Here is a 25,635-nt window from a genome sequence, read left to right as displayed (position 1 = left end):
GTTAAGCCTGCTTTCGGGGCACGTCAACGAGCGGATGGCGCGCATTGACCAGTTCGACCAGCCGGCGGCTATCGACATGGGTGTAGATTTGCGTCGTGGCGATATCGGCGTGGCCCAGCATCAGTTGCAGCGCGCGCAGGTCCGCCCCGCCTTCCAAAAGGTGGGTGGCGAAGGCATGGCGCAGGACGTGGGGGCTGATCCGATCGGGCGGAATCCCGGCATCCGCGGCCAGCGTCTTGAGCAATTGATAGAGCCGGATACGCGAAAGATGGTTGCGGCCGGACGGGAACAGCCATGCGCTGTCGACCGGGACCTTTACCGCATAGTCCGCCACGGCAGCGCGGGCGCGATCCGAAATCGGCACCAGCCGTTCGCGCCCGCCCTTCCCCTTCAGGATCAGGAAGGGCTGATCGGGCCGGAGCGCCCGGCGCGGCAGCGACACCAGTTCGGTGGCGCGCAGGCCGGAACCGTAGAGCAGCTCGACGAGCGCCGTCAGCCGCAGATTGCCCGGCGTCGGGTCCGCCTGCTGGCGCCGTTCCAGCTCGGCGAACAGCCGCTCGACATCGCTGCGGTCGAGCGTCTTGGGCAAGGGCCGCCCGGTCTGCGGCCGCGGCAGCGCCGGCGACGGATCGCCGCTCCGCATCCCTTCATCCACCAGGAAGGCGAAGAAGCGCCTGAGCGCCGCCGCCTTGCGCGCGGCGGTCGTCGGCGCCAGATCGCGCCACGCTTCGCCCAGCCGGGCCAGTTCGTCCTCGCCCGCCTCCGCCAGCCGACCGTTCAGCAGCACGGAGGCACCGCGCAGATCGGTGCCGTAAGCGAGCAAGGTGTTGCGCGCCGATCCGGCTTCGGCGGCCATCATCTCCAGGAAGCGGGCGATGGCGCGCCCATCCTCGCCGGTGTCGCGCGGGTCCGTGGCGCTCACGCCCGCGTCATCGCCTCCGCCGCGATCATCCGCGCCTCACCTTCCAGCCCGACCCGGCGCAGCGCGGCGAGCATATGGTTGAAATATTGCGGCGGCACTCCGCGCCAGTCGCGCGTCTGCATGCCGGCCGCGACCAGCAGCGCTACCGTGCCGGCCTCACCACGCGCCGCCGCACCGTCGATCGCGCGTGTCCACGCATCCTGATAGCCGAAATTGACGCCTGCCTGCTCGCCCAGCCGCGCGGCATCGGCCGCGGAAATCCGGCCGAGCCCGGCGAGTGCAGCGACCAGCAGCCTCGCCCGGTGCGCGCCATCCTCGCCCTTGCGGCCGATATAATCCTCGACCCGGCCGGCACGAACATCGACCGGCGGGCGCGGCGTGCCGACAGCCAGCAGCGCCCAGGCATCGTCGGCATCGTCATTGTCGAGGGTGTTGACCACCGATCCCCAGCGCGCCGCCTGCGTGTCCAGCCCGGCCGACAGCATCGATGCGATCAGCAGCCCGGCTTCGGAACCCATGTCGGCGCTCGGTTGCAGCCGCGCCGCCGCCCGCGCCGTCAGGATCGACGCCGCATAGCGATCGCGCCCCGGCCGCGCCTTGTCCCACAGTGCGCGGATCGCATCCATGCGCGCGCCCGCATCCTCGCCGACATAGGCACGGCGCAGCCGACCCGCATCGCTGTCGGCAATATCCGCCTCATCGGTCTGCTCGGCCACGGCGCCATAAAGATCAACCAAAGCCGCGCTCGAAAAGACCCCGAGCGCCGCCGCCGTTCGGGCTGCGCTGACGCGGTTTGCCGGGGCGAGCAGTGGTGCGCGGGCCTGCCAGGCGCGGGCCTGTGGGCCGACGGTCGCGAACAATTCGTCGGGGATCGGCACGTTGGTCGCCGATGCCATGCCGAACCGCCAGCTCGTCAGCTTGCTGACGCCGGTCCATTCGATGGTGATCGCCCGGCGACCATTGCTGCTCGCGCCGATCACTTTCTCGGCCAGCAACGTATCGATGCCGCCGGCCTGACGCCGCGATCGCACCTGATCAATCAGCGCGCTCGAAACCGCGCCCTCGCCCGCCAGCGCGGCGCAGATGGCCGACGCCATCGGCCAGATCGGCTCGTTGATGCCGCCTGCCGCCGCCGTCAGCGGGCAGAGCGCGGCCGGGTCGGCCGTTGCCAGCGCGGTCTGCGCCGCGATCGAAAGCAGGCGCGGGTTGAAGCGATCGACATCGACGGCCTGCACCAGCATCCGCGCGCCATCTGCCTCGCCCATGCGCAGCAGAAGCCAGGCACGCTCAGCCACCCAGTCCTGCGGCGCGACATTGCGCGGTGTCGGCACGCGCGACAGCAGCGCGCGGCGGAGCAGCATCGCCGCCCAGCGCGACGGCATCGGCGCATCGGTGCGACGCATCAGCCCGGCGAGCGTCCGCCCGCTCGTCGTTCCGAATGCTCCCGCATCCATACCCCATTGCGCGTCGAGCGCGCCGACTATGTCGATCGATCGACGCGCGGCCGTCGGCAGTTCGAGTTCGGCGGCCTTGGCTTCCTCGGCTGCCAGCTCCTCGGCGGACTTTTCCTCTTCCACCTCGGCCGGCGCCGCTTCCACGGGCGGCGCGGGTAGCAGATCGACCGGTCCCGGCTGCGCGGGCTGGGCCGACGCCGGGCGGCCGGGCTGCGCCGCGGGCTGCTGCGGTTGCTGCGCGGGCGGCGGCGTGGGATCGCCGAAGCCGGGCGGCAGCAGCGATTCGGGCGCTTCCTGTCCCAGCGCCGGCCACATGGCCGGGCCGATCGCGACGCCACCCAGCAGCGCGGCGAGGATCAGCTTATTGCGGGGCAGCTTCATTCAGCATCGCCTTTTCCACGCGGGCGGGCGGCACTTCCGTGTCGACCGTCGACAGGAACACGACGCCACCAATCAGCACCAGCAGCAGGACGATGAGGATGATCCCGAAACGCGACATGTTCTTCCCTTGATGCGGCAATCCCCCAAGGATCGCCACGCGGCTTTTGCCCGATGCGGCGGCTCTGTGTATAGCCCCCGCGCAATGCCGCATACCCTCCATTCCACGCATGTCGCACTCAACCGGCCGATCGTCCTTGTCGGGCTGATGGGATCGGGCAAGTCGACCGTCGGCCGCCGGCTCGCCTCGCGGCTCCATCTGCCGTTCGTCGATGCCGATCATGAGATCGAGGTCGCGGCCGGCCTTTCGATCCCGGAAATCTTCGAACGATTCGGCGAGGCGCATTTTCGCGACGGCGAACGCCGCGTGATCGCGCGGCTGATCGACGGCCAGCCCAAGGTGGTGGCGACCGGCGGCGGCGCCTTCATGCAGGACGAAACCCGCCAGCTCATTCTCGACAAGGCGACCGCGGTCTGGCTGGATGCCGATATCGAGGTGCTGGTCGATCGCGTCGGTCGGCGCGAGGGGCGCCCCTTGCTCAAGGATCGAGATCCGCACGAGGCGCTGACCGAGCTCGCCGCCGTCCGCAACCCCGTCTATGCGCTCGCGCCGATCCGCGTGCGCAGCCAGCCACTCCCGCACGACGCCACCGTCGATGCGATCATCCGGGCACTCAAGCAATGAACCGCGTCGACGTTTCACTCGGCGAGCGCAGCTACGCCATCGACATTTCCGCCGGCGCGCTGGACCGCGCGGGCGAGTTGCTCCGCCCCTTCGCCAAACGCAGCCGCTTCGCGATCGTCACCGACGAAGCCGTAGCCAAGGCGCAGCTTCCCCGCTTCACCGCCAGCCTGGATGCCGCCGGCATCGGCCATGACGCGATCGTCCTGCCCTCAGGCGAAGCGACAAAGAGCTGGGCCAATCTGGAGCGCGTCACCGATCGCCTGCTCGAACTGGAAATCGAGCGCAGCGACAATATCGTCGCGCTCGGTGGCGGCGTGATCGGCGACCTGACCGGTTTCGCCGCGGCGATCCTGAAGCGTGGCTGCGGCTTCGTGCAGGTGCCGACGACCTTGCTGTCGCAAGTCGATTCATCGGTGGGCGGCAAGACTGCGATCAACAGCCGCGCCGGCAAGAATCTGATCGGCAGCTTCCACCAGCCTGCTCATGTGCTGATCGACCCGACCACGCTCGACACGCTGCCGATCCGCGAAGTCCGCGCCGGCTATGCCGAGGTCGTGAAATACGGCCTGATCGACGACGCGGATTTCTTCGCCTGGTGCGAAGCGAACGGCCCGGCTTTGCTCGCGGGCGATGCCGCGGCGCGCGAATATGCGATCCACCGCAGCGTCTCCGCCAAGGCCACGATCGTCGCCGATGACGAACGCGAGACCAGCGGCCGCCGTGCCTTGCTCAACCTCGGCCATACTTTCGGCCACGCGCTGGAAGCCGAGACCGGCTTCTCCGATCGCCTGCTCCATGGCGAGGCGGTCGCTGCGGGCATGGCGCTCGCTTTCGCTTTCTCCGCGCGACAAGGGCTGTGCCCGGCCGAAGATGCGGCCCGTGTTGCTGCCCATCTGGAAGCGGCCGGCCTGCCCGCGACGCTCGCCGCAGCGGGCGTCAGCGCCTCGGGAACGGCGCTGGTCGCGCACATGATGCACGACAAGAAGATGGCAGGCGGCCGCCTCCCCTTCCTCCTCGCCCGCGGCATCGGCCAGACCTTCCTGGCGAAGGACATCGACCTGGCGGACGTGGCGGCGTTTCTGGACGAGGTGCGCTAAAAGCATCTCGTCATCCCAGCGCAGGCTGGGATCTCTTCGCTCTTGGCGCGACGGGATATGGATAGCGATCCCAGCTTTCGCTGGGATGACGGAAGGGGCCTAAGTCCCCGAAACCTGCATCACCTTGCCGGTATACATGATCTCGCCCGTGGGCTTGCCAGCGGGCGCCCCGCCTTCAGGCTCGACGCTGATCGCGAACATGCTCTCGTCGAGCTTGTCATGCTTGGCCATCGCCTCGCCTAGCATCATTTCCATCTTCTGGTTGCCGGAAACCACGCCCATCGACTTGGGATCGCGCCCGCCGCCGATGTACCAGAGCTCCAGGCTCTTCTTCTGCGGCGCCGTCAGGTTCAGCGCGCGGACCACGGCCTTGCCGGTCTTGGGGTCGAGCGTGATGAGCAAAGCCGGCTCGGCACCCTCGCGCGTCACCGCCGAAACATAAGTGGGCATGGCCGCTGGCGCCATCGCGACCGGCGGGATCGCCTGCGGCTGCGTCTCGCGCGCCGGGTTGAACGCCACCCCCGCCAGCACCAGAGCCGCAAGCGAAGCCGCCACCGCGCCGCTCCGCCACCATGGCGAGACGCGATTGTCATTGGCGGCGATCGGCGCGACGACGGCCACGGGCGCAGTATCGGCAAGGCGCGCCTCGATCGCGGACCACACATGCGTCGGTGGCTCCACCTCACGCGCGGCCGTCCCGAGCAGCCCGAGCCGCGCCTGCCAGTCCGTCACCGCGCGCGCAGCCTCGGCATCGCCGGCCATCCGCCGCACGAACGCCTCGCGCTCGTCGGCGTCGAGCGTGCCGAGCACATATTCCCCCGCCGTGGCGATCAGTTCCTCATTCACGGTTCAAGCACCCCCTGAGTGCCAGCAGCCCCCTGCTGAGCCATGACTTGATCGTTCCCACCGGCCGCTCGAACTTCTCGGCCAGTTCCTCGCGCGATGCGCCGTCGATATAAGCCAGCAGGATGCAATCCCGATGCTCGGGGTTGAGCCCTTCCAGGCATTGCCTGAGCGCCGCCACTTCGCCCTGATCGGGCTGCTCGTCGACGATGCTCGCCAGATCCTCCGGGTCGACATCGACGATGCGCTTGCGCCCGGCCGACATGCCCTGCCGCACCACGTCCAGCGCCCGGTTGCGCGCGATCGCGGCAAGCCAGGTAACGGGGCGTCCGCGCGCCAGGTCGAATCCCTGCGCGGCGTGCCACACGCGGACATAGACGTCCTGCAATACATCCTCGGCCTTGCCTCCATCGGGCAAGATACGCAGGATCACGCCATAGAGTTTCGCCGACGTCCGCCGGTAAAGTTCGCCGAATGCCTGGCGGTCACCCGCCGCGGTTGCAGCGATCAGCGCCTCAAGCGGTTGCTCCGCCCTCGTGCCGCTCATGCCGTCTCCCTATTCTGCTGCCAGCGCGACGCCGCCACGTCGTCGGCTTTGCGGGGTTCGACCCAGGTCTGGCGCCCGTCGGCGAAGCTTTCCCGTTTCCAGAACGGGGCCGCCGTCTTCAGCCAGTCAATCAGGAATGCGCAGGATTCGAGCGCTGCGGCACGATGCGACGAAGCCGTGCCGACGAACACGATCCGATCGCCCGGCTGCAACGGGCCGTGACGGTGGATCAGCGTAAGCCCTATCAGCGGCCAGCGCGCCTCCGCTTCCACCGCGATCCGCTCCATCGCCCGCGCCGTCATCGCCGGATAATGCTCCAGCGTCATTTCGACGAGGCCGCCGTCTGCCCGCACGAGGCCCGTGAAACTCGCCACCGCACCGCCACCCAGCGCCTCCAGCCGGGCCAGTTCCGCGCCCGGATCGAAAGCCTCCTGCTGGACGCGGATGTCTCTCATCCGCCAATCCCCGATCCACCCGTCACCGGTGGAAAGATCGCGATCTCCCGCGCGCCGGTGATGGCCGCATCGAAGGCGACGAAATCCTGGTCGATCGCCGCACGCAGCCTGTCCGGTTCGGCAAAGGCCTCGGAATAGCCGGGCGATAGCGCGGAGAGCCAGCGGACCAGATCGGCGATCGTCACCACCTCTGCCGGCGGCGACACACTCTCGCCATCCTTGCCGATGGCTTCGCGCACCCAGGCGAAATAGATCAGCTCGATCGCCACCGCACTCAATCCATATGCTTCAGGCCGACGCGCAGATAATCCCAGCCGGTGATCAAGGTCAGCGCCGCCGCGGCCCACAGGCAGAACAGGCTGGCGCTGTGCACCAGGGGCCATTGCGGCACCGCGCCAGCCAGGATCAGTCCGCCGAGCGAGACGAGCTGGAACGTCGTTTTCCATTTGGCGAGCTGGCTCACCGGCATCGAAACGCGCAGGTCGGCCAGGAATTCGCGCAGGCCCGACACTGCGATCTCCCGCAACAGGATGATCAGCGCGGCGATGACGGCATAATTCTTGATGTCGCCGGTGAAGATCAGCATCACGATCACCGCCGCGACCATGATCTTGTCTGCGATGGGATCGAGGAAGACGCCGAGCTTGGAAACGGTGCCGCGGGCACGCGCGACATAGCCGTCGAAATAATCGGTCACGCCCATCAGCACATAAAGGCCGAAGCAGAGCGCATAATCATACCAGCCCGGGCGCCACAGCAGGAACACCAGGATCGGCACCGCTAAAATACGCGAAAGCGTGAGGATATTGGGCAAGGTCAGCATGATTTCGCACCCGTCTTAGCGCGCTTTGCAAGGCTTGGGGAGTGCGATCAACCGATCGGGCGATGTCGGCGGACAAAGCTTGGTCCTGTCATATCCATGGGCTATGCAACCCCGCGATAAGAACAAGGCGAACCGCGTTCAGTATGCATGCATCGATAAGGCTTCTTGCCCGAAGGCGGTTCCTGCCGCTGTTCGTCACCCAGTTCCTGGGGGCTTTCAACGATAACCTGTTCAAGACCGCAATGGTGCTGTTCGTCACCTACGAGGTCTATTCCGATCCCCGCGTCGAAGCCTGGTTCAACGCGATCGCCACCGGCCTCTTCATCCTCCCCTTCTTCCTGCTTTCCGCCCTTTCCGGCCAGCTCGCCGATACCCGCGACAAGGCGAAGATCATCCGGCTGGTGAAAACGGCCGAGATCGGGATCATGCTGGTGGGCGCCGCCGGTCTCCTTCTTTCCTCGGTCAGCCAAACCTGGGCGATCCCGCTGATGCTGGCCGCGGTGCTGGCAATGGGCATTCACTCCACATTCTTCGGCCCGATCAAATATGCGATCCTGCCGCAGCATCTGGAGGAGGATGAGGTGTTGGGCGGCACCGGTCTGGTCGAGGCCGGCACCTATATCGCGATCCTCGCCGGCACGATTCTCGCCGGGCTGATGAGCCGGGATGAAACCGCGATCGCCGCCACCGTCATCGGCCTCGCGGCGCTCGGCTGGCTCGCGGGTCGCCAGGTGCCGCCGGCGCCGCCGATGGGCGAAACGCCGCCACTGGATTTCCACATCGTCCGATCGTCGATCCGCCTGGTCTCCGCGACGATGCACATTCCGCGGCTGTTCTTGGCGATCTGCGCGATCAGCTTCTTCTGGGCGATCGGATCGGTGCTGATCGTTATCTTTCCGCCGCTCGTGAAGAATGTCTTCACCGCCGACGAGACCGTGGCCAGCCTGTTCCTCGGCATCTTCTCGGTCGGCGTCGCCATCGGATCGGTGCTGATCAACCGCCTCCTCGGCGCGCACGTCTCGGCCCGCTACGCCCCTGCTTCGGTGATCGGGATGGGAATCGCAGTCCTGTTCATGTTCCATGTCGCCAGCGGCTGGCAGGGCCTACCCGACGGCCAGCTCTACAATTTCTGGGAATTTGCCCACCACCCCGGCGCGATCGAGGTCTATTCGGCGCTGTTCGCCGTGGCCGTCAGCGGCGGCATGTTCGTGGTGCCGCTCTACGCCTTCCTGACGACCACCGTCGCCAAGGACCAGACGGCACGCACGGTGGCCGCCAACAACATCGTCAATTCGGGTGCGATGGTGATCGGTTCGCTGGCGATCATGGGGATCACCGCAATGGGCGTCACCGTCGTGCAGACCCTGCTGCTGGTCGCCATGATGTGTGTCGTCGCCGCCTGGTTGGCGTGGAAGCTCCACAAGGCCTGCGACTGATCGCCCAGCGCCTGATCGTTCGAGGGGGAAGCGCCATGCGCTTCCACCGGAAGCGTGAATCAGGCTCTAGTCAAATGGTCAGGCAAGGAAGATCGAGAAGAACAGGAAGCCCGCGACAAAGGTTATCGCGAACAGGCGGATATCCTCCGCCCGCTTCGTCGGTGCGGCATGGGCCAGAACGAATCGCAGCCGTCTCCGCACGCTGGCGGACGGCAATGCATGTCGGGTTTGCGACTCGATCATAGGCAAGGCTTAACGCCCCGCTAAGCATTTTGTCCCGCGCCAGAATGGGTTAACAGCCGTCCCGGCGCGGGACGCATGGCACTGGATCAGGCCGCGCCGCCGTCCGCAGGCGGCGTGGTCGAGGGCGGCGCCTTCTTAGCGCGGGTCTTGGCGAACTGCTTCTTCACCGATTCGACCAGATCCTCCGAAGCCTTGGCGATGCGCTTGCGCCCGACGGTGGCGGCAAGCGCCGCCCCCACCACGGCCACAGCAGCGCCGGCACCGATCGCGACATTACGCGGCGTTGCGGGCGGCAACTTGTCCTTTGCCTTCTTCGCCGTCGCCTTGGCCTTGGTCGAAGCCGACTTCGCCAGCGCGCTCACATCCTTCTCGGCCTTGCTGATCGCGGCCTTGGCGCGCGCGGTCGCCGCCGGCTTCGCGGCCGCCGTCTTCGGTTTGGCGGGCGTCTTCGGCTTGGCCGCCGCCTTGGGCTTCGCCGCGGTCGCGGCCTTGGGCGCAGCGCGCTTGGCTGTCGTTCGCGGCTTGGCGGGCGCCTTCGGCTTGGCGGCTGCCGTATCTCCGGTCGGTGTGTCGGCCATCATCGTCTCCCCTTCTGGGTTCGGAATGAGGAACATATGGCGGAGCTTGCGGTTCCGAAACGACAAAAAGCTACAATTCAGCGTCGCATGAGCGTCACCTGCGCGACATCGATGCCCTGACCGCGAAAACCGCCTTCGCAATACATCAGATAATAGCGCCACAGCCGCACGAAGTTTTCATCGAAACCGGCCGGCAACTGGTTCACCGCCGCCGCGCGATCGAAGCTTTCGCGCCAGCGCCGCAGCGTTTCGGCATAATGCAGCCCGAAGCGATCGACCGCTCCCCAGGCTAGCCCGGCCTTCTCCGCCGCCGCGCGGAATCGACTGTCGGAAATCAACATCCCGCCGGGGAAGATATAGGTCTGGATGAAATCCGCGCTCTCCGCATAGTCGGCGAAGATCGCGTCATCGATGTCGATGAACTGGATGGCGGCGCGGCCCCCCGGCTTCAGCGCGCGGGCGATCGCCTCCATATAGGCCGCCCAATAGGCCTCCCCCACCGCCTCCACCATCTCGACGCTGGCCACCGCGTCGAAGCAGCCCTGCACGTCGCGATAATCGACCAGCCGGAATTCGACCCGATCGGAAAGCCCCGCTGCCGCGATTCGCGCCTCGGCCCAGGCCTTCTGTTCGACGGACAAGGTGATGCCGGTGACGTGAACGCCATAATCCCGCGCGGCGATCTCGGCCAGGCCACCCCAGCCGCAGCCGATCTCCAGCAACCGCTCGCCCGGCTTCAGCTCCAGCCCGTCGAGCAGCATCCGCACCTTGCGTTCCTGCGCCTGCTCCAGCGGCTCGGCGACGGTGATCGGCTCGGCGAAACGCGCGCTCGAATAAGTCATCGTCCTGTCGAGCCAGGCGGCGTAGAAATCATTGCCCAGGTCGTAATGGAACTCGATGTTGCGGCGCGACCCCGCCTTGCTGTTGTGGCGCAGCGCATGCTTCACGCGGTTGACGATACGGTTGAGGCCCCGCGCCCGCGCCGCCTCGCCCAGCGAAATGCGGTTGCGCATGAACAGATCGAACAACGGCACCGGATCGGGGCTCGTCCATTCGCCCTCCGCCCAGCCGCGATACCAGCCGACCGATCCGCTCGTCATCAGCCGCACCAAGGCACGCCAGCTCCGCAGTTCGACGATCGGCACCGGGCCGTCGGCATGGCCGCCGATCAGCCGGCGCGTGCCATCGGGCAAGGTCGCGTCAATCGCGCCCGATTCCAGCCCCGCGTCGATCCGGTCGAGCACTCGCCGAAAGCCGGGCGCCAGCAATCGTGACCACAGCCCCGCCCCCGTTGCGAATCCGCGATCGGCCGTCACCAGATGGCGGCCCCGATATGGTCGTTCAGCGTTCATCGTCCCTCTCGCCAATGTCGCGCATGTGCGACGAAGGCGGACGCGATGCAATCGGCTTGAAGCCCACTCAAATCATTGCCGGCCATGCCCTTTGGCGGCCGCCAGCGCGCGCTCCCGTCCCTCGCGATGGCCGATCAGCTTAAGCGGGTAGCTTGCGGGCGCGCAGCCCGCTTCGTGCGGATCATGGATCGCGGGTTCGGGCAGGTCGGCCGGTTCCGGCACCCAGCGGCGGATATAGCCGGCCGCGTCGAATTTCGCGGACTGCGACAAAGGCGCCATGATCCGCCCGAACGGGTTGGAATCGATTCCCGTCCCCGCCACCCACTGCCAGTTGACGGCATTATTGCCGTAATCGGCATCGACCAAAGTATCCCAGAACCAGCGCTCGCCGCGCCGCCAGTCGATCAGCAGATGCTTGGTCAGGAAGGACGCGACAATCATCCGCACGCGATTGTGCATCCAGCCCATCGCCCACAATTCGCGCATCCCCGCATCGACGATCGGATAGCCGGTGCGGCCTTTGGTCCAGGCGGTGAAATCCGCCTCGGACTGGCGCCACGGGAAACCATCCCACGCCTCGCGCCCGTTGCGGCGGCCATAGGATGGCAGCAGATCGACGATGTTCGCGGTGAAATCCCGCCAGCCGACTTCGCGCAGGAAGGGTTCGGCCTTCGCACCCGCTTGCTTCGCGACATGGTGCCACACCGTCGCCGGCGAAATTTCCCCGAAATGGAGATGCGGCGACAGCCGCGACGATCCCGTGATCGACGGCAGGTTCCGCGCCTCGTCATAGTCCACGACATGCGGCAGGAAGCGCCTGAGTGCGGCCTTGGCGCCTTCCTCCCCCGGCCTCCAATGGTCTGCGAAGCCCGCAGCCCAGTCCGGCCGCGTCGGCAGTAGATCCCAGTCCGCCAGCCGGTCACTCTGGATGTGCTCGCCAACACCCTCGATCGAAGCCGGCGCCCGCACGGGAAGCTCCGGTGGCATCTGCTCTTTCAGCGCCCGCCAGAACGGCGTGAAGATCCGGTATCGCCCGCCGCCGCCCGTCCGCACATGATCGGGCGGCGCCAATGTCGCGCCGTCATGCAGCACCAGATCAACCTGCCGGCCCAGTTCGCTCTCCGCCTGCTGCCACCAGGGTTCGTGATGGCGGATGGCGTGGACACGTTCCGCCCCCACCTCGCGCGCCAGCCGAGCAACCTCGTCCACCGCATCGCCCCGCCGCAGGATCAGGCGAGCGCCCTTTGCCGCCAGCGCTTCACCCAGCGCCGTCAGGCTGTGGTGCAGCCACCAGCGCTGTGCCGATCCTATCGCCCAGCGCCCGGCGCCGTCATCATCCAGCACATAAAGCGGAACGACCGGCCCCTCCGCCGTCGCGGCGGCAAGTGCACGCTGATCGGAAAGTCGCATATCCTGACGGAACCAGAGGATGACGGGTGCGGCCATGCCGACCGATACGCGCCCCGCTGCGCACTGTTCCAGTGCCCCACCGCCAAATTCATGGCATAGTCGCGGAAAAGCGGGTCCTGAGTCGAAGGCTGCCCTGGGGAGGGCGGCCACGAGGCAGGAGGCGGGCATGAATGCACTGGTCATCATTGGCGGCCTGACAGCCGTCTATCTGATCGTCGCGCTGGCGATCACGAAGCGCAATCATGACAGCGCCAGCAAATGGTTCGGCACGCTCCAGACGATCTGTGCTGTCGGCGCCTTCGGCCTAGCTGCCTTCTGGTATTTCATCGAACGCAAGGCGCAGCCCCATGCGGATGTGACGCAGGAACTGCACGCCGTGCAGGTCTCACCGGGCCTCGCCGCGGTGGAAGTCCATGTATCGCTGAAGAATCTCGGCTCCCAGTTGCTGACGCTGAAACATGCGCGCGTCACCCTCCAGATGGCCCAGCCCGGCGTCTATGATTATGAAGCGCTGTGGGCGAAGAAGGGCCAGGATTACTGGTCCGCGCTCAAATCGAAACCCGGCGAGCCCGACAATCCCTATTTCGACGAAGCCGAACTGCGCTGGTTTCCGGTCCGCGAATATGACGGGGAAATCTACCACCGTATCGAGCCGGAAGAGACCGACCTGCTGGTCGCGACCTTTCTGGTCAAATGCACCGCCAAGGTGGTGCGCGTGGCGACAGCGATCGAACGCCGTACCGACTGGCTCAACCGCGAGCAGATGACGTGGACCGCACGCAGCTTCCTCGACCTCGGCGAAACCTGTGCGCCCGAGGAGACGGAAGGCGCGGTCAATCCAAAGAAGAAAGCGGGCAAATGACCAGAGCGCAAATCCTCATGGCCATCGCGCTGATCTCCCTCGCGGGGTGCGCGAAGAAGGCACCGCCCAAGGAGCTGCCACCCTATCCGGCCGAACCGAGCGGTCCATCATCCACTCCGCCCGACAGGCCCGATCCCCCGCAACCCAACCCGTTTTGAAGGAGGTGACAATGATCAAGCATGCGCTTCTGGCTATCACGGCGCTGCTGGTGCTACCCGCCTGTCGGGCGTCTTCACCAAGCGAGAGCGCGCCATCGCCGACCGCCACCCAGGGCGATACCTCCGAGCACACGACCAAGAATGGCGACACGATGGGCCCTGAAACCCAATCGCCGCCGAACAAGCCGGACGTGCCCCAGAACAGCAGCTATTGATCGACACGCCCGCGCCGTCGGCCGGCGCGGGCGTCGCCGTCACATCGTGTGCGGCTGCTTTTCCACCTGCCAGGTCTGGCCCTTGGAGATCAGCTTCTGCAGATCGGGCTTCTTGCCCGCCGCGGCAGCCGCATTCTGCTCGACCACCGCGCGGTCGAAGGTCGGGCGCGGATGGTTGTAGATCACGCCGAGCACGACCGGGCCGCCCTCGCCTGGGGCGAAGTCGATCAACATCTGCGCCAGGCCATGGTTGGTCTGGTCATGGACGATCACGCCCGCCGCCTGCCAATCGCCATCGACGACGTCGACGATGTGGAGGCGCAGCGCCGCGCAATCCATCGACAGGCCCTTGGTGCCGCCCGCGAACAGCACCGGCTGGCCATTTTCCACCCAGATCTGGTTGTCGGGCGCGGCCTTCTTCTCGGTGAAGGAAGCGAACACGTCGTCATTATAGACGATGCAGTTCTGGTAAATTTCGACGAAGCTCGCGCCCTTGTGGGCGTGCGCCGCCTTCAGCACCGCCGGCAGATTCTTGTGCGTGTCGATCGCGCGGGCAACGAAGCGCGCGCCCGATCCCAGCGCGAAGCTGCACGGGGAAGCCGGGCGATCGACCGACCCGAACGGCGTCGACGGAGACCGCGTGCCGACGCGCGACGTGGGCGAATATTGCCCCTTGGTCAGCCCGTAGATCTCGTTGTTGAACAAGAGCACCTGGCAATCGAGATTGCGGCGCAGCAGGTGCATCGTGTGGTTGCCGCCGATCGACAACGCGTCGCCGTCGCCAGTGATGATCCACACGTCGAGTTCGGGATTGGCGAGCTTCACCCCTGTCGCCACCGCCGGCGCGCGGCCGTGGATGGTGTGGAAGCCGTAGGTTTCCATGTAGTAGGGGAAGCGCGACGAGCAGCCGATGCCCGACACGAACACGGTGTTCTCCGGCCGCACGCCCAGTTCCGGCATGGTCCGCTGCACCGCCTTCAGGATCGCATAGTCGCCGCAACCGGGGCACCAGCGCACCTCCTGGTCGGTTTCCCAATCCTTGGGCGTGGTGGTGATGGACGTCATCTCATTCATGCGAGCGCACTCTCGATAGCGGCTTCGATCTCGGCGATGCGGAAGGGCTGGCCGGACACCTTGTTGAGCGGCCTGGCGTCGACCAGATATTGATCGCGCAGCACCGTCTTGAGCTGGCCGGTGTTCATCTCGGGCACGATCACCTTGTCATAGCCCTTCAACAGTTCACCCAGATTCCGCGGCAGCGGCCAGATGTGGCGGATATGGACGTGGCTCACGTCCAGGCCCCTGGTGCGGGCGCGGCGCACCGCCTGGTGGATCGGCCCAAAGGTCGATCCCCAGCCGACGAGCACCAGCTTGCCGCCCGCCTCGCCCAGCGTGACTTCCTGGTCGGGGATGTGATCGGCGATGCGATCCACCTTGGCCTGACGCAGATCGGTCATCGCCTGGTGGTTGGCGGCTTCATAGTTGATGTGGCCGGTATCGACCTGCTTCTCGATGCCGCCGATGCGGTGGATCAGGCCGGGCGTGCCGGGCTTCACCCACGGCCGCGCCAGCTTGTCGTTGCGGGCATAAGGCAGGAATCCGCCTTCGGGCACGCTCTCCAGATACTGGACCGGGAACGGCTCGTAGCTGCTCACGTCCGGCACCTTCCACGGCTCGGCCGCGTTGGCGATATAGCCGTCGGTCAGCAGCATGACGGGCGTCATGAACTGGGTGGCGATCCGCACCGCCTCGATCGCGCAATCGAACGCATCGGCGGGCGAGCGGGCGGCGATCACCGGCATCGGCGCGTCGCCGTTGCGGCCATAGACCGCCTGATAGAGATCCGACTGCTCGGTCTTGGTCGGCAGGCCGGTCGAAGGGCCGCCACGCTGCGAGTTGACGACGACCAGCGGCAGTTCGGTCATGATCGCAAGGCCGATCGCCTCGCCCTTGAGCGCGATACCCGGGCCGGACGAGGAGGTGACGCCGAGCTGGCCGGCATAGGATGCGCCGATCGCGCTGGCGATCGCGGCGATCTCGTCCTCCGCCTGGAAGGTCGTGACGCCGAATTCCTTCAGGCGCGACAAATGATGCAGGATCGCCGAAGCCGGGGTGATCGGATAGCCGCCGAAGAACATCTTGGTCTCGGCAAGCTGCGCGCCGGCGACGAGACCGAGCGAGATCGATTCCGCACCGGTGATCGTCCGGTAGAGGCCCGGCTCCGCGGGCGCCGCGGCGATATGATGCTGCTTCAGCGGGCCGGAGATTTCCGCGGTCTCACCGAAGGCATGGCCGGCGTTGAGCGCGGCAATGTTCGCCTCGGCCAGCGTCGGCGCCTTCGCGAACTTGTCCTTCAGCCACTGGATCAGCGGCTCGCGGTCGCGATCGAACATCCAGAGCGCCAGCCCCAGCGTCCACATATTCTTGCAACGCAGCGCTTCCTTGTTGCCGAGGCCGAACGGCTTCACGGCATCCATGGTCAGCTGCGAGATGTTGAAGCTCAGCACCTGCCACTTGGCGAGGCTATCGTCGGCCAGCGGCGACACGTCATAGCCGGCCTTGGCGAGGTTGCGCGCGCCGAACTCGCCCTCGTCGGCGATGATCAGGCCGCCGGCCTTAAGCGCGCCGACATTGGTCTTTAGCGCGGCCGGGTTCATCGCGATCAGCACGTCTGGCTGGTCGCCCGCGGTTTCGATCGCGGTCGACCCGAAATTGATCTGGAACGCCGACACGCCGAACAGCGTGCCCTGCGGTGCGCGGATTTCGGCAGGAAAATCGGGGAAGGTGGCGAGATCATTGCCCGCCAGTGCGGTGGAAAGCGTGAACTGGCCGCCGGTCAGCTGCATGCCGTCGCCGCTGTCGCCCGCAAAGCGCACGACGACTGCTTCCGCCGGCGGATTCGCTGCGGCTTCCTTGGGAGTAAGTTCGTGAACGGCTGTCGCCATAACCCTGGATACCTCGGTTCTTCTTGCCGGCTTCCCTAGCCCCCGCCCTTCGGGGCCTCAAAGAAGAAAATGTCTCAGGCCGCCACGACGGGCTTGGCGGCTTCTGCCAGCGCTATCATAGAACGAACGTGGCGGCGCGCCACCTCCATCCGATCCTCCCCATAGCCGCCGCCAAGCACGCTTGCCAGCGGCACCCCCCGCGATCGTGCTGCATCCATGACGCAGGCGTCCCGCGCAGCAAGGCCTTCATCGCTCAACGCAAGTCGGCCCAGCCTGTCTGCAATGTGGGGATCAACACCCGCCTGGTAAAGGACCAGATCGGGACGAAATCTATCGAAAGCGCCGCCAAGATGGGCCTGCAGCACATCCATATACGCCGCGTCGCCGGTCCCGTCGGGCAGGCCGATGTCGAGCGAAGATCGCGCCTTGCGCGTCGGGAAATTCTTCTCGGCGTGGATCGAAAGCGTGAACACATCCTCGCGCCCGGCCAGCAGCGCCGCGGTGCCGTCGCCCTGATGGACATCGAGGTCGACGATCATCACCCGGTGTGCGTCGCCCTCCGCAATCAGCCGGTTCGCGGCGATGGCGAGATCGTTGAACACGCAATAGCCCGCGCCCGTATCGCTGAGCGCATGATGGCTCCCGCCCGCGCTGTTGGCGGCATAGCCATGGTCCAGCGCCAGCTTCGCCGCGAGCCATGTGCCGCCCGGCGCAAGCTGCGCCCTCAGCGCCACATGGGGCGTGATCGGAAAGCCAATGCGCCTTTCCTTCTGCGGGGGCACGGCGGCCGTCACCACCTCCTCCACATAGGCCGGATCATGCACGGCGCCGATCCATTCGGCCGGCATGATCGCGGGCTCGTGTAGGGTGAAAGGCACCCCGCTTTCCCGCAGCGCCGCCATCATCAGCCCATATTTGTCGAAGGCGAAACGACTGCCGGGCGCGGCAGGTGCGACATAGCCGGGATGATGCACGACATGGAGCATGTTGGGCGTAAACATAGGCGATTGGCTCGACTTCGCCAGCCACGAGGCTATCAGGGGGCGACGCCGCCAGGAGACAGATCGCGCATGTCCAAGCCCTTCATCCGCCCCGATGTCCAGGCGCTGCTCGACAATCTTGCCGCGGTGCCCGGCCCGAAACTGCATGAGGTGGAGCCCGCCGTCGCCCGCCAGATGATGCGCGCCGGCCGCGATCTCCTCGATGTGCCGGTGGGCGATCTGGCGGTGATCCGCGATCTCTCGATCCCCGGCCCCGCGGGCGCGATCCCCGCCCGCCTTTACGATGCGCGTGATGCCCGCGCGCCGGGTCCGCTGCTCGTCTATTTCCACGGCGGCGGCTTCGTGCTCGGCGATCTCGACAGCCATGAACCGCTCTGCGCCGAAATCGCGCGCGTGCTCGACATGCCCGTCATCGCCGTCGATTATCGGCTGGCGCCCGAGAATATCTGGCCGGCCGCGCCCGACGATTGCGAAGCGGCCGCCCGCTGGATCGCCACCAATCCCGCCGAAATCGGCCGGGTCGCCACCGGCCTCGTGCTGGCCGGGGACAGCGCCGGCGGCACGCTCACCATCGTCACGACGCTCGCGCTCCGCGACGATCCCGCTGCCTTGCCGGTGCTGGCGCAATGGCCGATCTATCCGGCGCCCGATCCCACCGGCACCTATCGCTCCTATCGCGAATTTATGAACGGCTATTTCCTGGAAGAAGGCGCGATGAACTGGTTCCACACCAGCTATGCCGCAGATTATGATCATTGGCGCGCCTCGCCGCTCAAGGCCAACCATGCCGGCACGCCGCCGACACTGGTCGTGACCGCCAGCCTCGATCCGCTGCGCGATGCGGGCCGCGCTTATGCCGCCGCACTCGTCCGCGCCGGCGTGCCCACCACCTATCGCGAGGCGGTGGGCAATGTTCATGGCTTCCTCAACATGCGCAATGCGATCCCCTCGTCCGAAGGCGATCTTGCGGGCTGCCTTGCCGCGCTGAAGGCGATTATCGTCGAGGCGGAAGCCAATCGCGTGATGATGGAGGCCGCAGAATGACCAAGGACACCCTCCCCTATCGCGACGCCGCGGCGGTGATGCTGCTCAATGCCGACAACAAGGTGTTCGTGGCGCTGCGCATCGATAATGTCGCCGAAGCCTGGCAGATGCCCCAGGGCGGGCTGGACAAGGGCGAAGACCCTGAGGCCGGGATGCTCCGCGAGTTGGAGGAGGAAACCGGCATCAAGCCCGAACTGGTCGAGGTGATCGCACGCGCGCGTCAGCCCCTGTTCTACGATCTGCCCGACGAACTGGTCGGCAAGGTGTGGAAGGGCAAATATCGCGGCCAGCGCCAGCACTGGTTCCTGTGCCGCTTCACCGGGCAGGACAGCGACGTGAACATCGACACGCCCGAACCGGAATTCCGCGGCTGGAAATGGGCCGAGCCCGCCGATCTCCCACGGCTGATCGTGCCCTTCAAACGCAAGCTATATGAGGATGTGCTGCAAGAATTTGCCGATTATCTCTGAGTTTTCGTTGCGTTTTTTGGCCGGACCGAAGGATCGTCATGCCCCTCCTCTCCCTCGCCCTGTTGGCGAGTCAAGCTGTCGAGGTTCCACCCGACGATACGTCGCTCGCCGTAATAGAGGCCGAGCTGGCGCCGATCATCTATATCGCGCCGCCCCCGCCACGCCCGCTGCCGATGCCGCGGATCGAACCGCCGCCCCCCACCGAGCTTCCGCCGGCGGTACGCGCGATGCTCGACGCGGCGATCGCCAGCGGCGACCAGCAGGCCGTGGCGACGGTGACGAAGCTCGCCAGGCAGGCCGCCCCCTGGGCTTCGCGTCAGGCGCAGGCTCTCAAGGACGGCTATGACGCCGACATCGCCGAAAAACGAGCCTTAGCCCAGCGCAAGAAGGAGGAGGCGATCGCGGCCGCCGGTTTCTTCGATTATTGGAGCGGCACGCTGGAATTCGGCGCCTACCGGTCGACCGGCAATTCCGACAATGCCGGCATCTTCGCCGCCGCCAAGGGCGAGCGCGAAGGCCTGCGCGTGCGCCACCGCTTCGATCTGCGGCTCGATCTGCAGGAAGACGATAACGAGCTTTCCAAGGAACGGATCGTTGCCAACTACCAGCCGAACTTCAAGGTGGACGACCGCTTCTACATCTACGGCATCGCCGGTTACGAGCATGATCGCTTCCTCGGCTATGACAACCGTTTCACCGGCGGCGGCGGTATCGGCTACACGCTGTTCACCGGCCCCCGTTTCAAGGTCGATCTCGAAGGCGGCCCGGCCGTCCGCTACACCGATTTCACCGACCAGGAGGATGCAACCTCGGTCGCCGGGCGCCTTTCGCAGACGCTGCGCTGGAAGATCGCGCCGACCGCCAACCTGATCCAGGATGCGACCTTCTATCTGGAAAAGGGCGCGACCAACGCCAGCACGTCGATCGCACTCGACACCAAGGTGCTGGGGCCGATCAGCGCCCGCATCACTTATAACGTCCAGTATGAAGGCAATGCTCCGGTCAACCGGGCGGACGTCGATACGCAGACCCGCGCCACCCTGGTCTACACCTTCAAATAGCCCCTTTTACGAATACTCGAATCGCGCGGCCGGTTCGGCGCTCAAGCCGCCAACCGCTCCGCGTCGAACCGCGACCGCGCTTCCTGCAATTCCGCCAGATTGTCCTTGGTCCATTGGCAGATCACGCTCGCGGCCGAGAGGAAGGTGCGCCCCAGATCGGTCAGCGCATATTCCACCTGCGGCGGCGCGGTCGGCAGCACCGCGCGGTCGACCATGCCATGGCGCTCCAGCCCGCGCAGCGTCTGGGTTAGCATCTTCTGGCTGATCGGCATGGCGCGGCGGCGCAGTTCGGAGAAGCGCAGCGGCCCATCCCCCAGCGTATAGACCAGCAGCAGCGTCCATTTGTCGCCAACCAGGTCCATGACCTCCAGCGTCAGCGCGGGGTAATCGTCCTGCATGGCCTCATCCGATCCTAGGTTTCCAAAAAGTAACTATCACCCCCGAAGGTGCCTAGTTGCCGTCGGTTCGTGCGTAGCATAGCCTCCACAAAAATACGAACCATCCTATCAGGAGAGTCATTTTGATCGACTTTGCGGGAAAGATCGCGCTCGTCACCGGCGGCGGCGTCGGCATCGGCCGCGCGACGTGCGAAGCCTTCGCCAAGGCCGGCGCCACCGTCGTCACCATCGAGAAGGACGCCGCCCGTGCTGCCGACGTCCGCGCCGCCCTGGGTGACGGCCATGTCGTCGTCGAGGGCGACGTCACCGTCCAGACCGATGTCGATGCGCTGGCAAAGACGGTCGCGGATCGCTTCGGCGGGCTCGACGTGCTGGTCAACAATGTCGGCGACTTCCTGATGATCGTGAAGCGCTTCGAGGATCATACCGACGAGGATATCGAGCGCCTCTACGCCACCAACATGCGGCAGATCTTCTCGGTCACCCGCGCGATGATCCCGCTGATCCGCAAGCGTGGGGCCGGCGGCAGCATCATCAGCGTGTCCTCGATCGAAGGTTTCCGCGGCATCCCGTTCAACAGCGTCTATTCGGCGTTCAAGACTGGCGTCACCGGCTTCACCAAGAGCCTCGCGCTCGATCTCGCGCCCGAAGGCATCCGCGTGAACCTGATCGCGCCGGAAACCACCGATACGCCGCAGGTCGCGATCAGCCAGTATATCAAGCCGGAGTATAAGGACTCGATCAAGCAGTGGATCCCGCTCGGCCGCTTCGGCACGCCGGAGGACATGGCGGGCGGCATTCTGTTCCTCGCCAGCCCGCTGGCGTCGTGGATGACGGGCACCGCGCTCAATATCGATGGCGGCGCGCTCGCCGCATCGGGCTGGTATCGCACCGCCGAGGGCAAGTGGACCAACGTGCCGGTGATCCCCACCGACGGCCTCATCTTCTGATCCAACCTTAGAAATCGGAGCAAGTATATGAAAATCCTCGTTGTCGGCGGCGCCGGCATGATCGGCGGCCACGCCGCGGTCCACCTCAAGTCCAAGGGCCATGATGTCACGATCGCCGGCCGCACTCCGCCGACGCCCAACACGCCGCTCGGCGATCTGCCCTTCATCAAGGTCGATTACATCAACGACACCAGCTTTCCGGCCGGGTTCGATGCGCTGGTCTTCTGCGCCGGCCAGGACGTCCGCCATATTCCCGAGGGCGAAGATAACGAGACCTATTGGAAGAAGGTGAACTCGGTCGCAGTGCCGCGCTTCTTCCAGCTTGCCAAGGATGCGGGCGTGAAGGTCGCCATCAATGTCGGCAGCTTCTACCCGCAGGCGGCCCCCCATCTCGTCGCCGGCAACCGCTATGTCGAATCGCGCAAGGATAGCTGCGAAGGCATCCGCGCGCTCAACGGCCCCGGCTTCAAGGCGATCAGCGTCAACGCCCCCTTCGTGGTCGGCACCGTGCCCGGGCTGATCGTGCCGATGTTCGTCGCCTACACGCAGTACGCGCAGGGCAAGTTCGCCCCCATGCCGGAAGGTGCGCCGGGCGGTGGCGTCAATTTCATCTCGACCCAGTCGCTCGCCGAAGCCGTCGAAGGCGCGATCGAGCGTGGCGAGGGCGGCAAAGCCTATCTCGTCGGCGACGAGAATCTGTCCTACCAGGATTATTTCGGCTTCTTCTTCCAGGCCGCCGGCCGCGACGTTCCGCCGGTGCTGGATCAGGAGCATCCGATGCTCCCCGACGCAGCGATCTTCGCCGGCCGTGGCAATGATCTGTTCTACGAGCCCGATGCCGCTGAAACCGCGACGCTCGGTTATCGCCGGAACGACATCCGCCGCACGGTGAACGAGATCGTCAACCAGTATAAGGATCTGTAACCTATGGTCGGGCGGTTCGCGGGCAAGACCGCGCTCGTCACCGGCGCCAGCGGCGGGATCGGGGCGGCAACCGCGCTCCGCCTCGCCGTCGAGGGCGCAGCCGTCGTCTGCCACGGCCGCAACGAGGAACGGACTGCGGCCGCTGCGGACGCGATCCGCAAGGCCGGCGGCACCGCTTATGTCGCCATCGGCGGGCTTGAGGGCGAGGCCGGCACCGACACCATCATCGCGGCGACGCGTGCCGCCGTCGGTGATGTCGATATCCTCGTCAACAATGCCGGCGGTGAATCCGCCGGCGGCGGCATGTCCCCCTGGTTCGATACGAAATGGGACGATTGGCTCGCCACCTATGAATCCAATGTCGGTTCGATGGTGCGGCTGATCCATGCCTTCACGCCCGCGATGAAGGAAAAGCGCTGGGGCCGTCTGATCCAGCTTTCCAGCGGCGTGGTCGAAATCGCGATGCCGATCATCCCCGATTATCAGGGGGCCAAGGCCGCGATCCGCAACCTGACCAAGAGCCTGTCGAAAGCGCTTTCGGGCACCGGCGTCACCGCCAACAGCATCAGCCCCGGCTTCGTCCTGACCGAGACCAACACCAAGTGGGTGCGCGCCATGGCCGAGAAGAGCGGCGTGAACGGCGGCTGGGAGGACATAGAGCGCTGGGCGGTCAAGAAATTCGTTCCCAACCACACAGGGCGCCTCGGCCGGCCGGAGGATATCGCCAACGCCATTGCTTTCCTTGCCGATCCCGCATCAGATTATGTCAACGGTACGGACATCCTGGTCGACGGCGGCCACTGACGACAACGAACCGCCGCGGCCTCGTCCGAACAGGGGAGAGGCGAATGACAGGCGTTCTGGAGGGGCTGACGGTCCTCGATCTCACGCGCGGGATCGCGGGGGCGATGGCGACGATGCTGCTGGCCGATCATGGCGGCGACGTCACCCGCATCGAACGCAGCGATGCCGATCCGGGTGAGGATGTGCTGCAAGGCGCCCGCATCTGGCATCGCGGCAAGGCCAGCGCCATCTTCGACTTCGCCGATGAGCAGGATCTCGCCACGATCCGCCGGCTCGCCAGTGCGGCGGACATCCTCGTCGAGGATTTCGCTCCCGGTGAAGGCGAGACGTTCGGCCTCGACCACGAAACCCTGGCTGCGGCCAATCCGCGGCTGATCCATGTCTCGGTCACCGGCTATGGCGCAGACACGGCCGACGCCGACCGGCCGGCCATCGACGCGCTGGTGCAGGCGCGGCTCGGCCTGATGCACGAGGCGCGCGGCTGGGACGGCGGCTCGATCCTCCGCATCCTGGGCCAGGACGCCGATCCGGCGAGCGTGAAGCCGGTCCCCGAAATCATCCGCTCCGGCTCGGCGCGCCTCGGCCCGATCTTCTCGGCAAGCCCGGCGCCCAGCGTGTCCGCGGCCTATCTAACGGTGCTCGGCGTCGCGGCCGCGCTGCGTGCTCGGGAGCTGAGCGGCCTTGGCCAGCATGTCGGCACCTCGTTGCTACAAGGCGCGATCCTCTACGGCTCCTGCGGCTGGCAGCGGCCGGAGCATGTCGACGCGCCCGGATATATGATGCCCGCGCTCGATCGCCGACAGGTGTGGGGCATCGTCAAGACCGCGGATCGCTGGGTCTGCACCTGGTCCAGCCCGCCCGACTGGGCGATCGCCGCAGCCGAAGGCGACGAACTGAAGGTGCCCGATCCCGAGGATGTGAAAGCCCGCGTCATCGCCCGCAACGGCCGCGCCGGTCGTACCGTCGGCATGCCCAGCCTCGACAGCCAGCTCGAAACATTGGCGGAGGCCGCACCTTTTTTCGCCAAATTCCCCTCGGCCGAATGGGAAAAAGCAGCCGCCGTCTCCGACATATGCGTGCAGCCCATCCGCGCGCCGGAAGACGCGCTGACCGATCCCCTGCTGCTCGCGGACGGCTCGGTCGCAGTGGTGGAGGATCCCGAACTCGGCCCGCTCCACCAAGCCGGCATCCTGTTCCGCCTGCATGACTGCCCGACCGCAGTCCGCGGGCCAGCCCATCCACGCGGCGCCGATACCGAAGCCGCGCGCGAAGCGGCGGCAAAGGCAGCCCCCTCCCCCGTCCAGCCGCGGCCTGCCGATCTGTCGCGCGGTCCGTTAACGGGCATTCGCGTCGTCGACCTCGGGCTCGCCGTGGCGGGGCCGTGGGGCTCACAGCTGCTCGGCGATCTGGGTGCAGACGTCATCAAGATCGACGGATCGCGCCAGGGCTTCTGGATGCCGACCTTCATGGCCATCGCCATGAACCGCACAAAGCGCAGCGCCCGCATCGAATTGAAGGACGAAATCACCTATGCCGCCGTCCGCCGCCTGATCGACGGCGCCGATGTCGTCATCCACAATATGCGCAAGGGCGTCGCGGAGCGACTTGGCGTCGACTATGTGACGCTCAAGCAGACAAATCCGCGCCTGATTTACTGCCACAGCCGTGGCTTTGAGGATGGCCCCCGTGCGGCGCTCATCGGCCACGATCAGGCCGCCAATTCGCTCGGCGGATCGGTGTGGGAAGATGGCGGCATGGACGATGGCGGCCGGCCTTTCTTCGGCGCGCTTTCCGGCGGCGATCTCGGCAATGGCTATTTCGCGGCCATCGCGATCACGCTCGCTCTCTATCATCGCGAGCGGACCGGGCGCGGCCAGTTGGTCGATACCTCGATCCTCAACGCCTCGCTGTTCAACAACAGCCGCACCTTCACCACACCCGATGGTCGGAAGTTCGATCGCCCGAGGCTCGACGCCGATCAGATGGGGCTGTCCGCGCTCTATCGTCTCTATCGCGCTACGGACGGCTGGCTCTGCCTGGCTGCAACTACCGAGGCGCAGTGGCACGCGCTCGGCCGGGCAGTGCCCAGCCTTGCCGGCGATCCGCGCTTTGCCAGCGCCAAATTGCGTAAGGCGAATGACGCGATCCTCGCCAACCGCCTCGCCGATTTCTTCGTCGAAAGGAAATCAGCCCAGGCCTTTGCCGCGCTCGACGGTGCCGGGGTGCCTTGCGAGATTGCCGACGCCGATTACTCCCGGCGACTGTTCGACGATGCCGATCTGCTCCGTCGCGGCTGGATCGCGTCGACACAGGGCCATCCGACGATCGGTCGGCTCGATATGTTCGGCATCGGCATGGACTTTTCCCGCACCCCGATCAGCCCCGGTGGCGCACCGCCCACTTTCGGCCAGCAGACCCGCGAAATCCTGTCGGAAGCGGGGCTGGACGAAAACGCAATCGATGCGCTCTACGCAACCGGAACCGCAGGGGGATGACGCGCCTGCCGATTGCAGGTTACTC

The 25,635-nt window shown here is 66.2% G+C and carries 28 protein-coding genes; 12 read left to right on the top strand and 16 right to left on the bottom strand.

The annotated features are described in order from the left end of the window. Window position 1 precedes the first annotated feature (1 nt). Genes ACFB49_RS01340 through ACFB49_RS01330 form a run of 3 tightly spaced genes read right to left on the bottom strand, consistent with a single transcriptional unit; the run spans window position 2 to window position 2,875 of the window. Window positions 2-922, bottom strand: a complete 921-nt coding sequence (locus ACFB49_RS01340; RefSeq protein WP_380874992.1) for a tyrosine recombinase — start codon at window positions 920-922, stop codon at window positions 2-4. Continuing rightward, complete coding sequence (locus ACFB49_RS01335) at window positions 919-2,757, bottom strand: hypothetical protein (protein ID WP_380874990.1); 1,839 nt, start codon at window positions 2,755-2,757, stop codon at window positions 919-921. Before ACFB49_RS01335 ends, ACFB49_RS01340 begins: the two co-directional genes overlap by 4 nt. Beyond that, window positions 2,738-2,875, bottom strand: coding sequence for a hypothetical protein (locus ACFB49_RS01330; RefSeq protein WP_380874989.1), 138 nt, complete (start codon window positions 2,873-2,875; stop codon window positions 2,738-2,740). The genes ACFB49_RS01335 and ACFB49_RS01330 overlap by 20 nt, the downstream gene beginning before the upstream one ends. Before the next feature lie 84 nt (window positions 2,876-2,959). On the opposite strand from ACFB49_RS01330, the gene ACFB49_RS01325 reads away from it, so the two are divergent. Continuing rightward, entirely contained in the window at window positions 2,960-3,499 is a 540-nt protein-coding gene (locus tag ACFB49_RS01325) for a shikimate kinase (RefSeq protein WP_380874987.1), read from the top strand. Beyond that, a complete protein-coding gene (gene aroB / locus ACFB49_RS01320) occupies window positions 3,496-4,596 on the top strand; it encodes a 3-dehydroquinate synthase (protein ID WP_380874986.1) in 1,101 nt (366 codons plus the stop codon). Before ACFB49_RS01325 ends, aroB begins: the two co-directional genes overlap by 4 nt. A 99-nt stretch (window positions 4,597-4,695) precedes the next feature. Here the strand turns inward: aroB and ACFB49_RS01315 are convergent, their stop codons facing one another. The 5 genes from ACFB49_RS01315 to pgsA are packed head-to-tail and all read right to left on the bottom strand — an operon-like array spanning window position 4,696 to window position 7,264. Next, a complete protein-coding gene (locus ACFB49_RS01315; RefSeq protein ID WP_380874985.1) occupies window positions 4,696-5,442 on the bottom strand; it encodes an anti-sigma factor domain-containing protein in 747 nt (248 codons plus the stop codon). Further along, window positions 5,435-5,986 carry a sigma-70 family RNA polymerase sigma factor gene (locus ACFB49_RS01310; RefSeq protein WP_380874984.1) on the bottom strand — a complete coding sequence of 184 codons (552 nt, stop codon included), beginning with the start codon at window positions 5,984-5,986 and terminating at the stop codon, window positions 5,435-5,437. Before ACFB49_RS01310 ends, ACFB49_RS01315 begins: the two co-directional genes overlap by 8 nt. Then, window positions 5,983-6,441 carry a molybdenum cofactor biosynthesis protein MoaE gene (locus ACFB49_RS01305; protein WP_380874983.1) on the bottom strand — a complete coding sequence of 153 codons (459 nt, stop codon included), beginning with the start codon at window positions 6,439-6,441 and terminating at the stop codon, window positions 5,983-5,985. The genes ACFB49_RS01310 and ACFB49_RS01305 overlap by 4 nt, the downstream gene beginning before the upstream one ends. Further along, window positions 6,438-6,710 (bottom strand): molybdopterin converting factor subunit 1, encoded by a 273-nt coding sequence (gene moaD, locus ACFB49_RS01300; protein WP_380874981.1) that lies wholly within the window; start codon window positions 6,708-6,710, stop codon window positions 6,438-6,440. The genes ACFB49_RS01305 and moaD overlap by 4 nt, the downstream gene beginning before the upstream one ends. Window positions 6,711-6,715: 5 nt before the next feature. Next, window positions 6,716-7,264, bottom strand: a complete 549-nt coding sequence (gene pgsA / locus ACFB49_RS01295) for a CDP-diacylglycerol--glycerol-3-phosphate 3-phosphatidyltransferase (RefSeq protein WP_380874980.1) — start codon at window positions 7,262-7,264, stop codon at window positions 6,716-6,718. 143 nt (window positions 7,265-7,407) lie between these two features. On the opposite strand from pgsA, the gene ACFB49_RS01290 reads away from it, so the two are divergent. Beyond that, on the top strand, window positions 7,408-8,700 hold the full coding sequence (locus ACFB49_RS01290) for an MFS transporter (RefSeq protein WP_380874978.1): 1,293 nt from the start codon (window positions 7,408-7,410) through the stop codon (window positions 8,698-8,700). A gap of 78 nt (window positions 8,701-8,778) precedes the next feature. Here ACFB49_RS01290 and ACFB49_RS01285 read toward each other — a convergent pair whose 3' ends face one another. The 4 genes from ACFB49_RS01285 to ACFB49_RS01270 all read right to left on the bottom strand — a co-directional run bounded on the left by ACFB49_RS01285 (window position 8,779) and on the right by ACFB49_RS01270 (window position 12,319). After that, window positions 8,779-8,943 (bottom strand): hypothetical protein, encoded by a 165-nt coding sequence (locus ACFB49_RS01285; RefSeq protein ID WP_380874977.1) that lies wholly within the window; start codon window positions 8,941-8,943, stop codon window positions 8,779-8,781. A gap of 86 nt (window positions 8,944-9,029) precedes the next feature. Next, window positions 9,030-9,521 (bottom strand): hypothetical protein, encoded by a 492-nt coding sequence (locus tag ACFB49_RS01280; RefSeq protein WP_380874976.1) that lies wholly within the window; start codon window positions 9,519-9,521, stop codon window positions 9,030-9,032. 77 nt (window positions 9,522-9,598) lie between these two features. Then, a complete protein-coding gene (locus ACFB49_RS01275; protein WP_380874974.1) occupies window positions 9,599-10,873 on the bottom strand; it encodes a class I SAM-dependent methyltransferase in 1,275 nt (424 codons plus the stop codon). A gap of 72 nt (window positions 10,874-10,945) precedes the next feature. After that, window positions 10,946-12,319, bottom strand: a complete 1,374-nt coding sequence (locus ACFB49_RS01270) for a cryptochrome/photolyase family protein (RefSeq protein WP_380874972.1) — start codon at window positions 12,317-12,319, stop codon at window positions 10,946-10,948. Window positions 12,320-12,449: 130 nt separating this feature from the next. On the opposite strand from ACFB49_RS01270, the gene ACFB49_RS01265 reads away from it, so the two are divergent. Beyond that, a complete protein-coding gene (locus tag ACFB49_RS01265) occupies window positions 12,450-13,145 on the top strand; it encodes a hypothetical protein (protein ID WP_380874970.1) in 696 nt (231 codons plus the stop codon). Between the two features lie 169 nt (window positions 13,146-13,314). Continuing rightward, window positions 13,315-13,518, top strand: coding sequence for a hypothetical protein (locus ACFB49_RS01260; RefSeq protein ID WP_380874969.1), 204 nt, complete (start codon window positions 13,315-13,317; stop codon window positions 13,516-13,518). Window positions 13,519-13,557: 39 nt separating this feature from the next. On the opposite strand, the gene ACFB49_RS01255 is transcribed toward ACFB49_RS01260, so the two are convergent. From ACFB49_RS01255 to ACFB49_RS01245, 3 genes are all read right to left on the bottom strand, one after another. Next, window positions 13,558-14,592 carry a 2-oxoacid:ferredoxin oxidoreductase subunit beta gene (locus ACFB49_RS01255; RefSeq protein ID WP_380874967.1) on the bottom strand — a complete coding sequence of 345 codons (1,035 nt, stop codon included), beginning with the start codon at window positions 14,590-14,592 and terminating at the stop codon, window positions 13,558-13,560. Then, entirely contained in the window at window positions 14,589-16,463 is a 1,875-nt protein-coding gene (locus tag ACFB49_RS01250; RefSeq protein ID WP_380874965.1) for a 2-oxoacid:acceptor oxidoreductase subunit alpha, read from the bottom strand. Before ACFB49_RS01250 ends, ACFB49_RS01255 begins: the two co-directional genes overlap by 4 nt. A 74-nt stretch (window positions 16,464-16,537) precedes the next feature. After that, window positions 16,538-17,449, bottom strand: coding sequence for a histone deacetylase (locus ACFB49_RS01245; protein WP_380879797.1), 912 nt, complete (start codon window positions 17,447-17,449; stop codon window positions 16,538-16,540). Between the two features lie 84 nt (window positions 17,450-17,533). Between ACFB49_RS01245 and ACFB49_RS01240 the strand changes: the two genes are divergently transcribed. Genes ACFB49_RS01240 through ACFB49_RS01230 form a run of 3 tightly spaced genes read left to right on the top strand, consistent with a single transcriptional unit; the run spans window position 17,534 to window position 20,039 of the window. Further along, a complete protein-coding gene (locus ACFB49_RS01240; RefSeq protein ID WP_380874963.1) occupies window positions 17,534-18,508 on the top strand; it encodes an alpha/beta hydrolase in 975 nt (324 codons plus the stop codon). Continuing rightward, a complete protein-coding gene (locus ACFB49_RS01235; protein ID WP_380874961.1) occupies window positions 18,505-18,978 on the top strand; it encodes an RNA pyrophosphohydrolase in 474 nt (157 codons plus the stop codon). Before ACFB49_RS01240 ends, ACFB49_RS01235 begins: the two co-directional genes overlap by 4 nt. Window positions 18,979-19,016: 38 nt before the next feature. Then, a complete protein-coding gene (locus ACFB49_RS01230) occupies window positions 19,017-20,039 on the top strand; it encodes a YdiY family protein (RefSeq protein ID WP_380874959.1) in 1,023 nt (340 codons plus the stop codon). A gap of 41 nt (window positions 20,040-20,080) precedes the next feature. On the opposite strand, the gene ACFB49_RS01225 is transcribed toward ACFB49_RS01230, so the two are convergent. After that, the gene (locus ACFB49_RS01225; protein ID WP_380874957.1) at window positions 20,081-20,437 is read right to left on the bottom strand and encodes a winged helix-turn-helix transcriptional regulator; all 357 of its coding nucleotides are present in this window, start codon (window positions 20,435-20,437) and stop codon (window positions 20,081-20,083) included. A gap of 122 nt (window positions 20,438-20,559) precedes the next feature. Between ACFB49_RS01225 and ACFB49_RS01220 the strand changes: the two genes are divergently transcribed. Genes ACFB49_RS01220 through ACFB49_RS01205 form a run of 4 tightly spaced genes read left to right on the top strand, consistent with a single transcriptional unit; the run spans window position 20,560 to window position 25,610 of the window. Next, complete coding sequence (locus ACFB49_RS01220; protein WP_380874955.1) at window positions 20,560-21,387, top strand: SDR family NAD(P)-dependent oxidoreductase; 828 nt, start codon at window positions 20,560-20,562, stop codon at window positions 21,385-21,387. Window positions 21,388-21,414: 27 nt separating this feature from the next. Then, window positions 21,415-22,311, top strand: a complete 897-nt coding sequence (locus ACFB49_RS01215; RefSeq protein WP_380874954.1) for an NAD-dependent epimerase/dehydratase family protein — start codon at window positions 21,415-21,417, stop codon at window positions 22,309-22,311. Window positions 22,312-22,314: 3 nt separating this feature from the next. Next, a complete protein-coding gene (locus ACFB49_RS01210) occupies window positions 22,315-23,115 on the top strand; it encodes an SDR family NAD(P)-dependent oxidoreductase (protein ID WP_380874953.1) in 801 nt (266 codons plus the stop codon). A 44-nt stretch (window positions 23,116-23,159) separates the two neighbouring features. Next, on the top strand, window positions 23,160-25,610 hold the full coding sequence (locus ACFB49_RS01205; RefSeq protein ID WP_380874951.1) for a CoA transferase: 2,451 nt from the start codon (window positions 23,160-23,162) through the stop codon (window positions 25,608-25,610). Window positions 25,611-25,635: the final 25 nt, after the last annotated feature.

Origin of the sequence: Sphingomonas sp. DBB INV C78, from assembly GCF_042693015.1 — a bacterium.
GTDB lineage: Bacteria > Pseudomonadota > Alphaproteobacteria > Sphingomonadales > Sphingomonadaceae > Sphingomonas_E.
This window is presented reverse-complemented; position numbering and strand designations above follow the sequence as displayed.

Coding starts and splice junctions, on each gene's coding strand:
- ACFB49_RS01245 (WP_380879797.1), bottom strand. CDS start 17,449: ATGCTCCATGTCGTGCATCATCCCGGCTATGTCGCACCTGCCGCGCCC.
- ACFB49_RS01225 (WP_380874957.1), bottom strand. CDS start 20,437: ATGCAGGACGATTACCCCGCGCTGACGCTGGAGGTCATGGACCTGGTT.
- ACFB49_RS01275 (WP_380874974.1), bottom strand. CDS start 10,873: ATGAACGCTGAACGACCATATCGGGGCCGCCATCTGGTGACGGCCGAT.
- ACFB49_RS01310 (WP_380874984.1), bottom strand. CDS start 5,986: ATGAGCGGCACGAGGGCGGAGCAACCGCTTGAGGCGCTGATCGCTGCA.
- aroB (WP_380874986.1), top strand. CDS start 3,496: ATGAACCGCGTCGACGTTTCACTCGGCGAGCGCAGCTACGCCATCGAC.
- ACFB49_RS01240 (WP_380874963.1), top strand. CDS start 17,534: ATGTCCAAGCCCTTCATCCGCCCCGATGTCCAGGCGCTGCTCGACAAT.
- ACFB49_RS01335 (WP_380874990.1), bottom strand. CDS start 2,757: ATGAAGCTGCCCCGCAATAAGCTGATCCTCGCCGCGCTGCTGGGTGGC.
- ACFB49_RS01325 (WP_380874987.1), top strand. CDS start 2,960: ATGCCGCATACCCTCCATTCCACGCATGTCGCACTCAACCGGCCGATC.
- ACFB49_RS01260 (WP_380874969.1), top strand. CDS start 13,315: ATGATCAAGCATGCGCTTCTGGCTATCACGGCGCTGCTGGTGCTACCC.
- ACFB49_RS01290 (WP_380874978.1), top strand. CDS start 7,408: ATGCATGCATCGATAAGGCTTCTTGCCCGAAGGCGGTTCCTGCCGCTG.
- ACFB49_RS01210 (WP_380874953.1), top strand. CDS start 22,315: ATGGTCGGGCGGTTCGCGGGCAAGACCGCGCTCGTCACCGGCGCCAGC.
- ACFB49_RS01285 (WP_380874977.1), bottom strand. CDS start 8,943: ATGATCGAGTCGCAAACCCGACATGCATTGCCGTCCGCCAGCGTGCGG.
- ACFB49_RS01215 (WP_380874954.1), top strand. CDS start 21,415: ATGAAAATCCTCGTTGTCGGCGGCGCCGGCATGATCGGCGGCCACGCC.
- pgsA (WP_380874980.1), bottom strand. CDS start 7,264: ATGCTGACCTTGCCCAATATCCTCACGCTTTCGCGTATTTTAGCGGTG.
- ACFB49_RS01230 (WP_380874959.1), top strand. CDS start 19,017: ATGCCCCTCCTCTCCCTCGCCCTGTTGGCGAGTCAAGCTGTCGAGGTT.
- ACFB49_RS01265 (WP_380874970.1), top strand. CDS start 12,450: ATGAATGCACTGGTCATCATTGGCGGCCTGACAGCCGTCTATCTGATC.
- ACFB49_RS01255 (WP_380874967.1), bottom strand. CDS start 14,592: ATGAATGAGATGACGTCCATCACCACCACGCCCAAGGATTGGGAAACC.
- ACFB49_RS01235 (WP_380874961.1), top strand. CDS start 18,505: ATGACCAAGGACACCCTCCCCTATCGCGACGCCGCGGCGGTGATGCTG.
- ACFB49_RS01250 (WP_380874965.1), bottom strand. CDS start 16,463: ATGGCGACAGCCGTTCACGAACTTACTCCCAAGGAAGCCGCAGCGAAT.
- ACFB49_RS01305 (WP_380874983.1), bottom strand. CDS start 6,441: ATGAGAGACATCCGCGTCCAGCAGGAGGCTTTCGATCCGGGCGCGGAA.
- ACFB49_RS01330 (WP_380874989.1), bottom strand. CDS start 2,875: ATGTCGCGTTTCGGGATCATCCTCATCGTCCTGCTGCTGGTGCTGATT.
- ACFB49_RS01270 (WP_380874972.1), bottom strand. CDS start 12,319: ATGGCCGCACCCGTCATCCTCTGGTTCCGTCAGGATATGCGACTTTCC.
- ACFB49_RS01205 (WP_380874951.1), top strand. CDS start 23,160: ATGACAGGCGTTCTGGAGGGGCTGACGGTCCTCGATCTCACGCGCGGG.
- ACFB49_RS01280 (WP_380874976.1), bottom strand. CDS start 9,521: ATGGCCGACACACCGACCGGAGATACGGCAGCCGCCAAGCCGAAGGCG.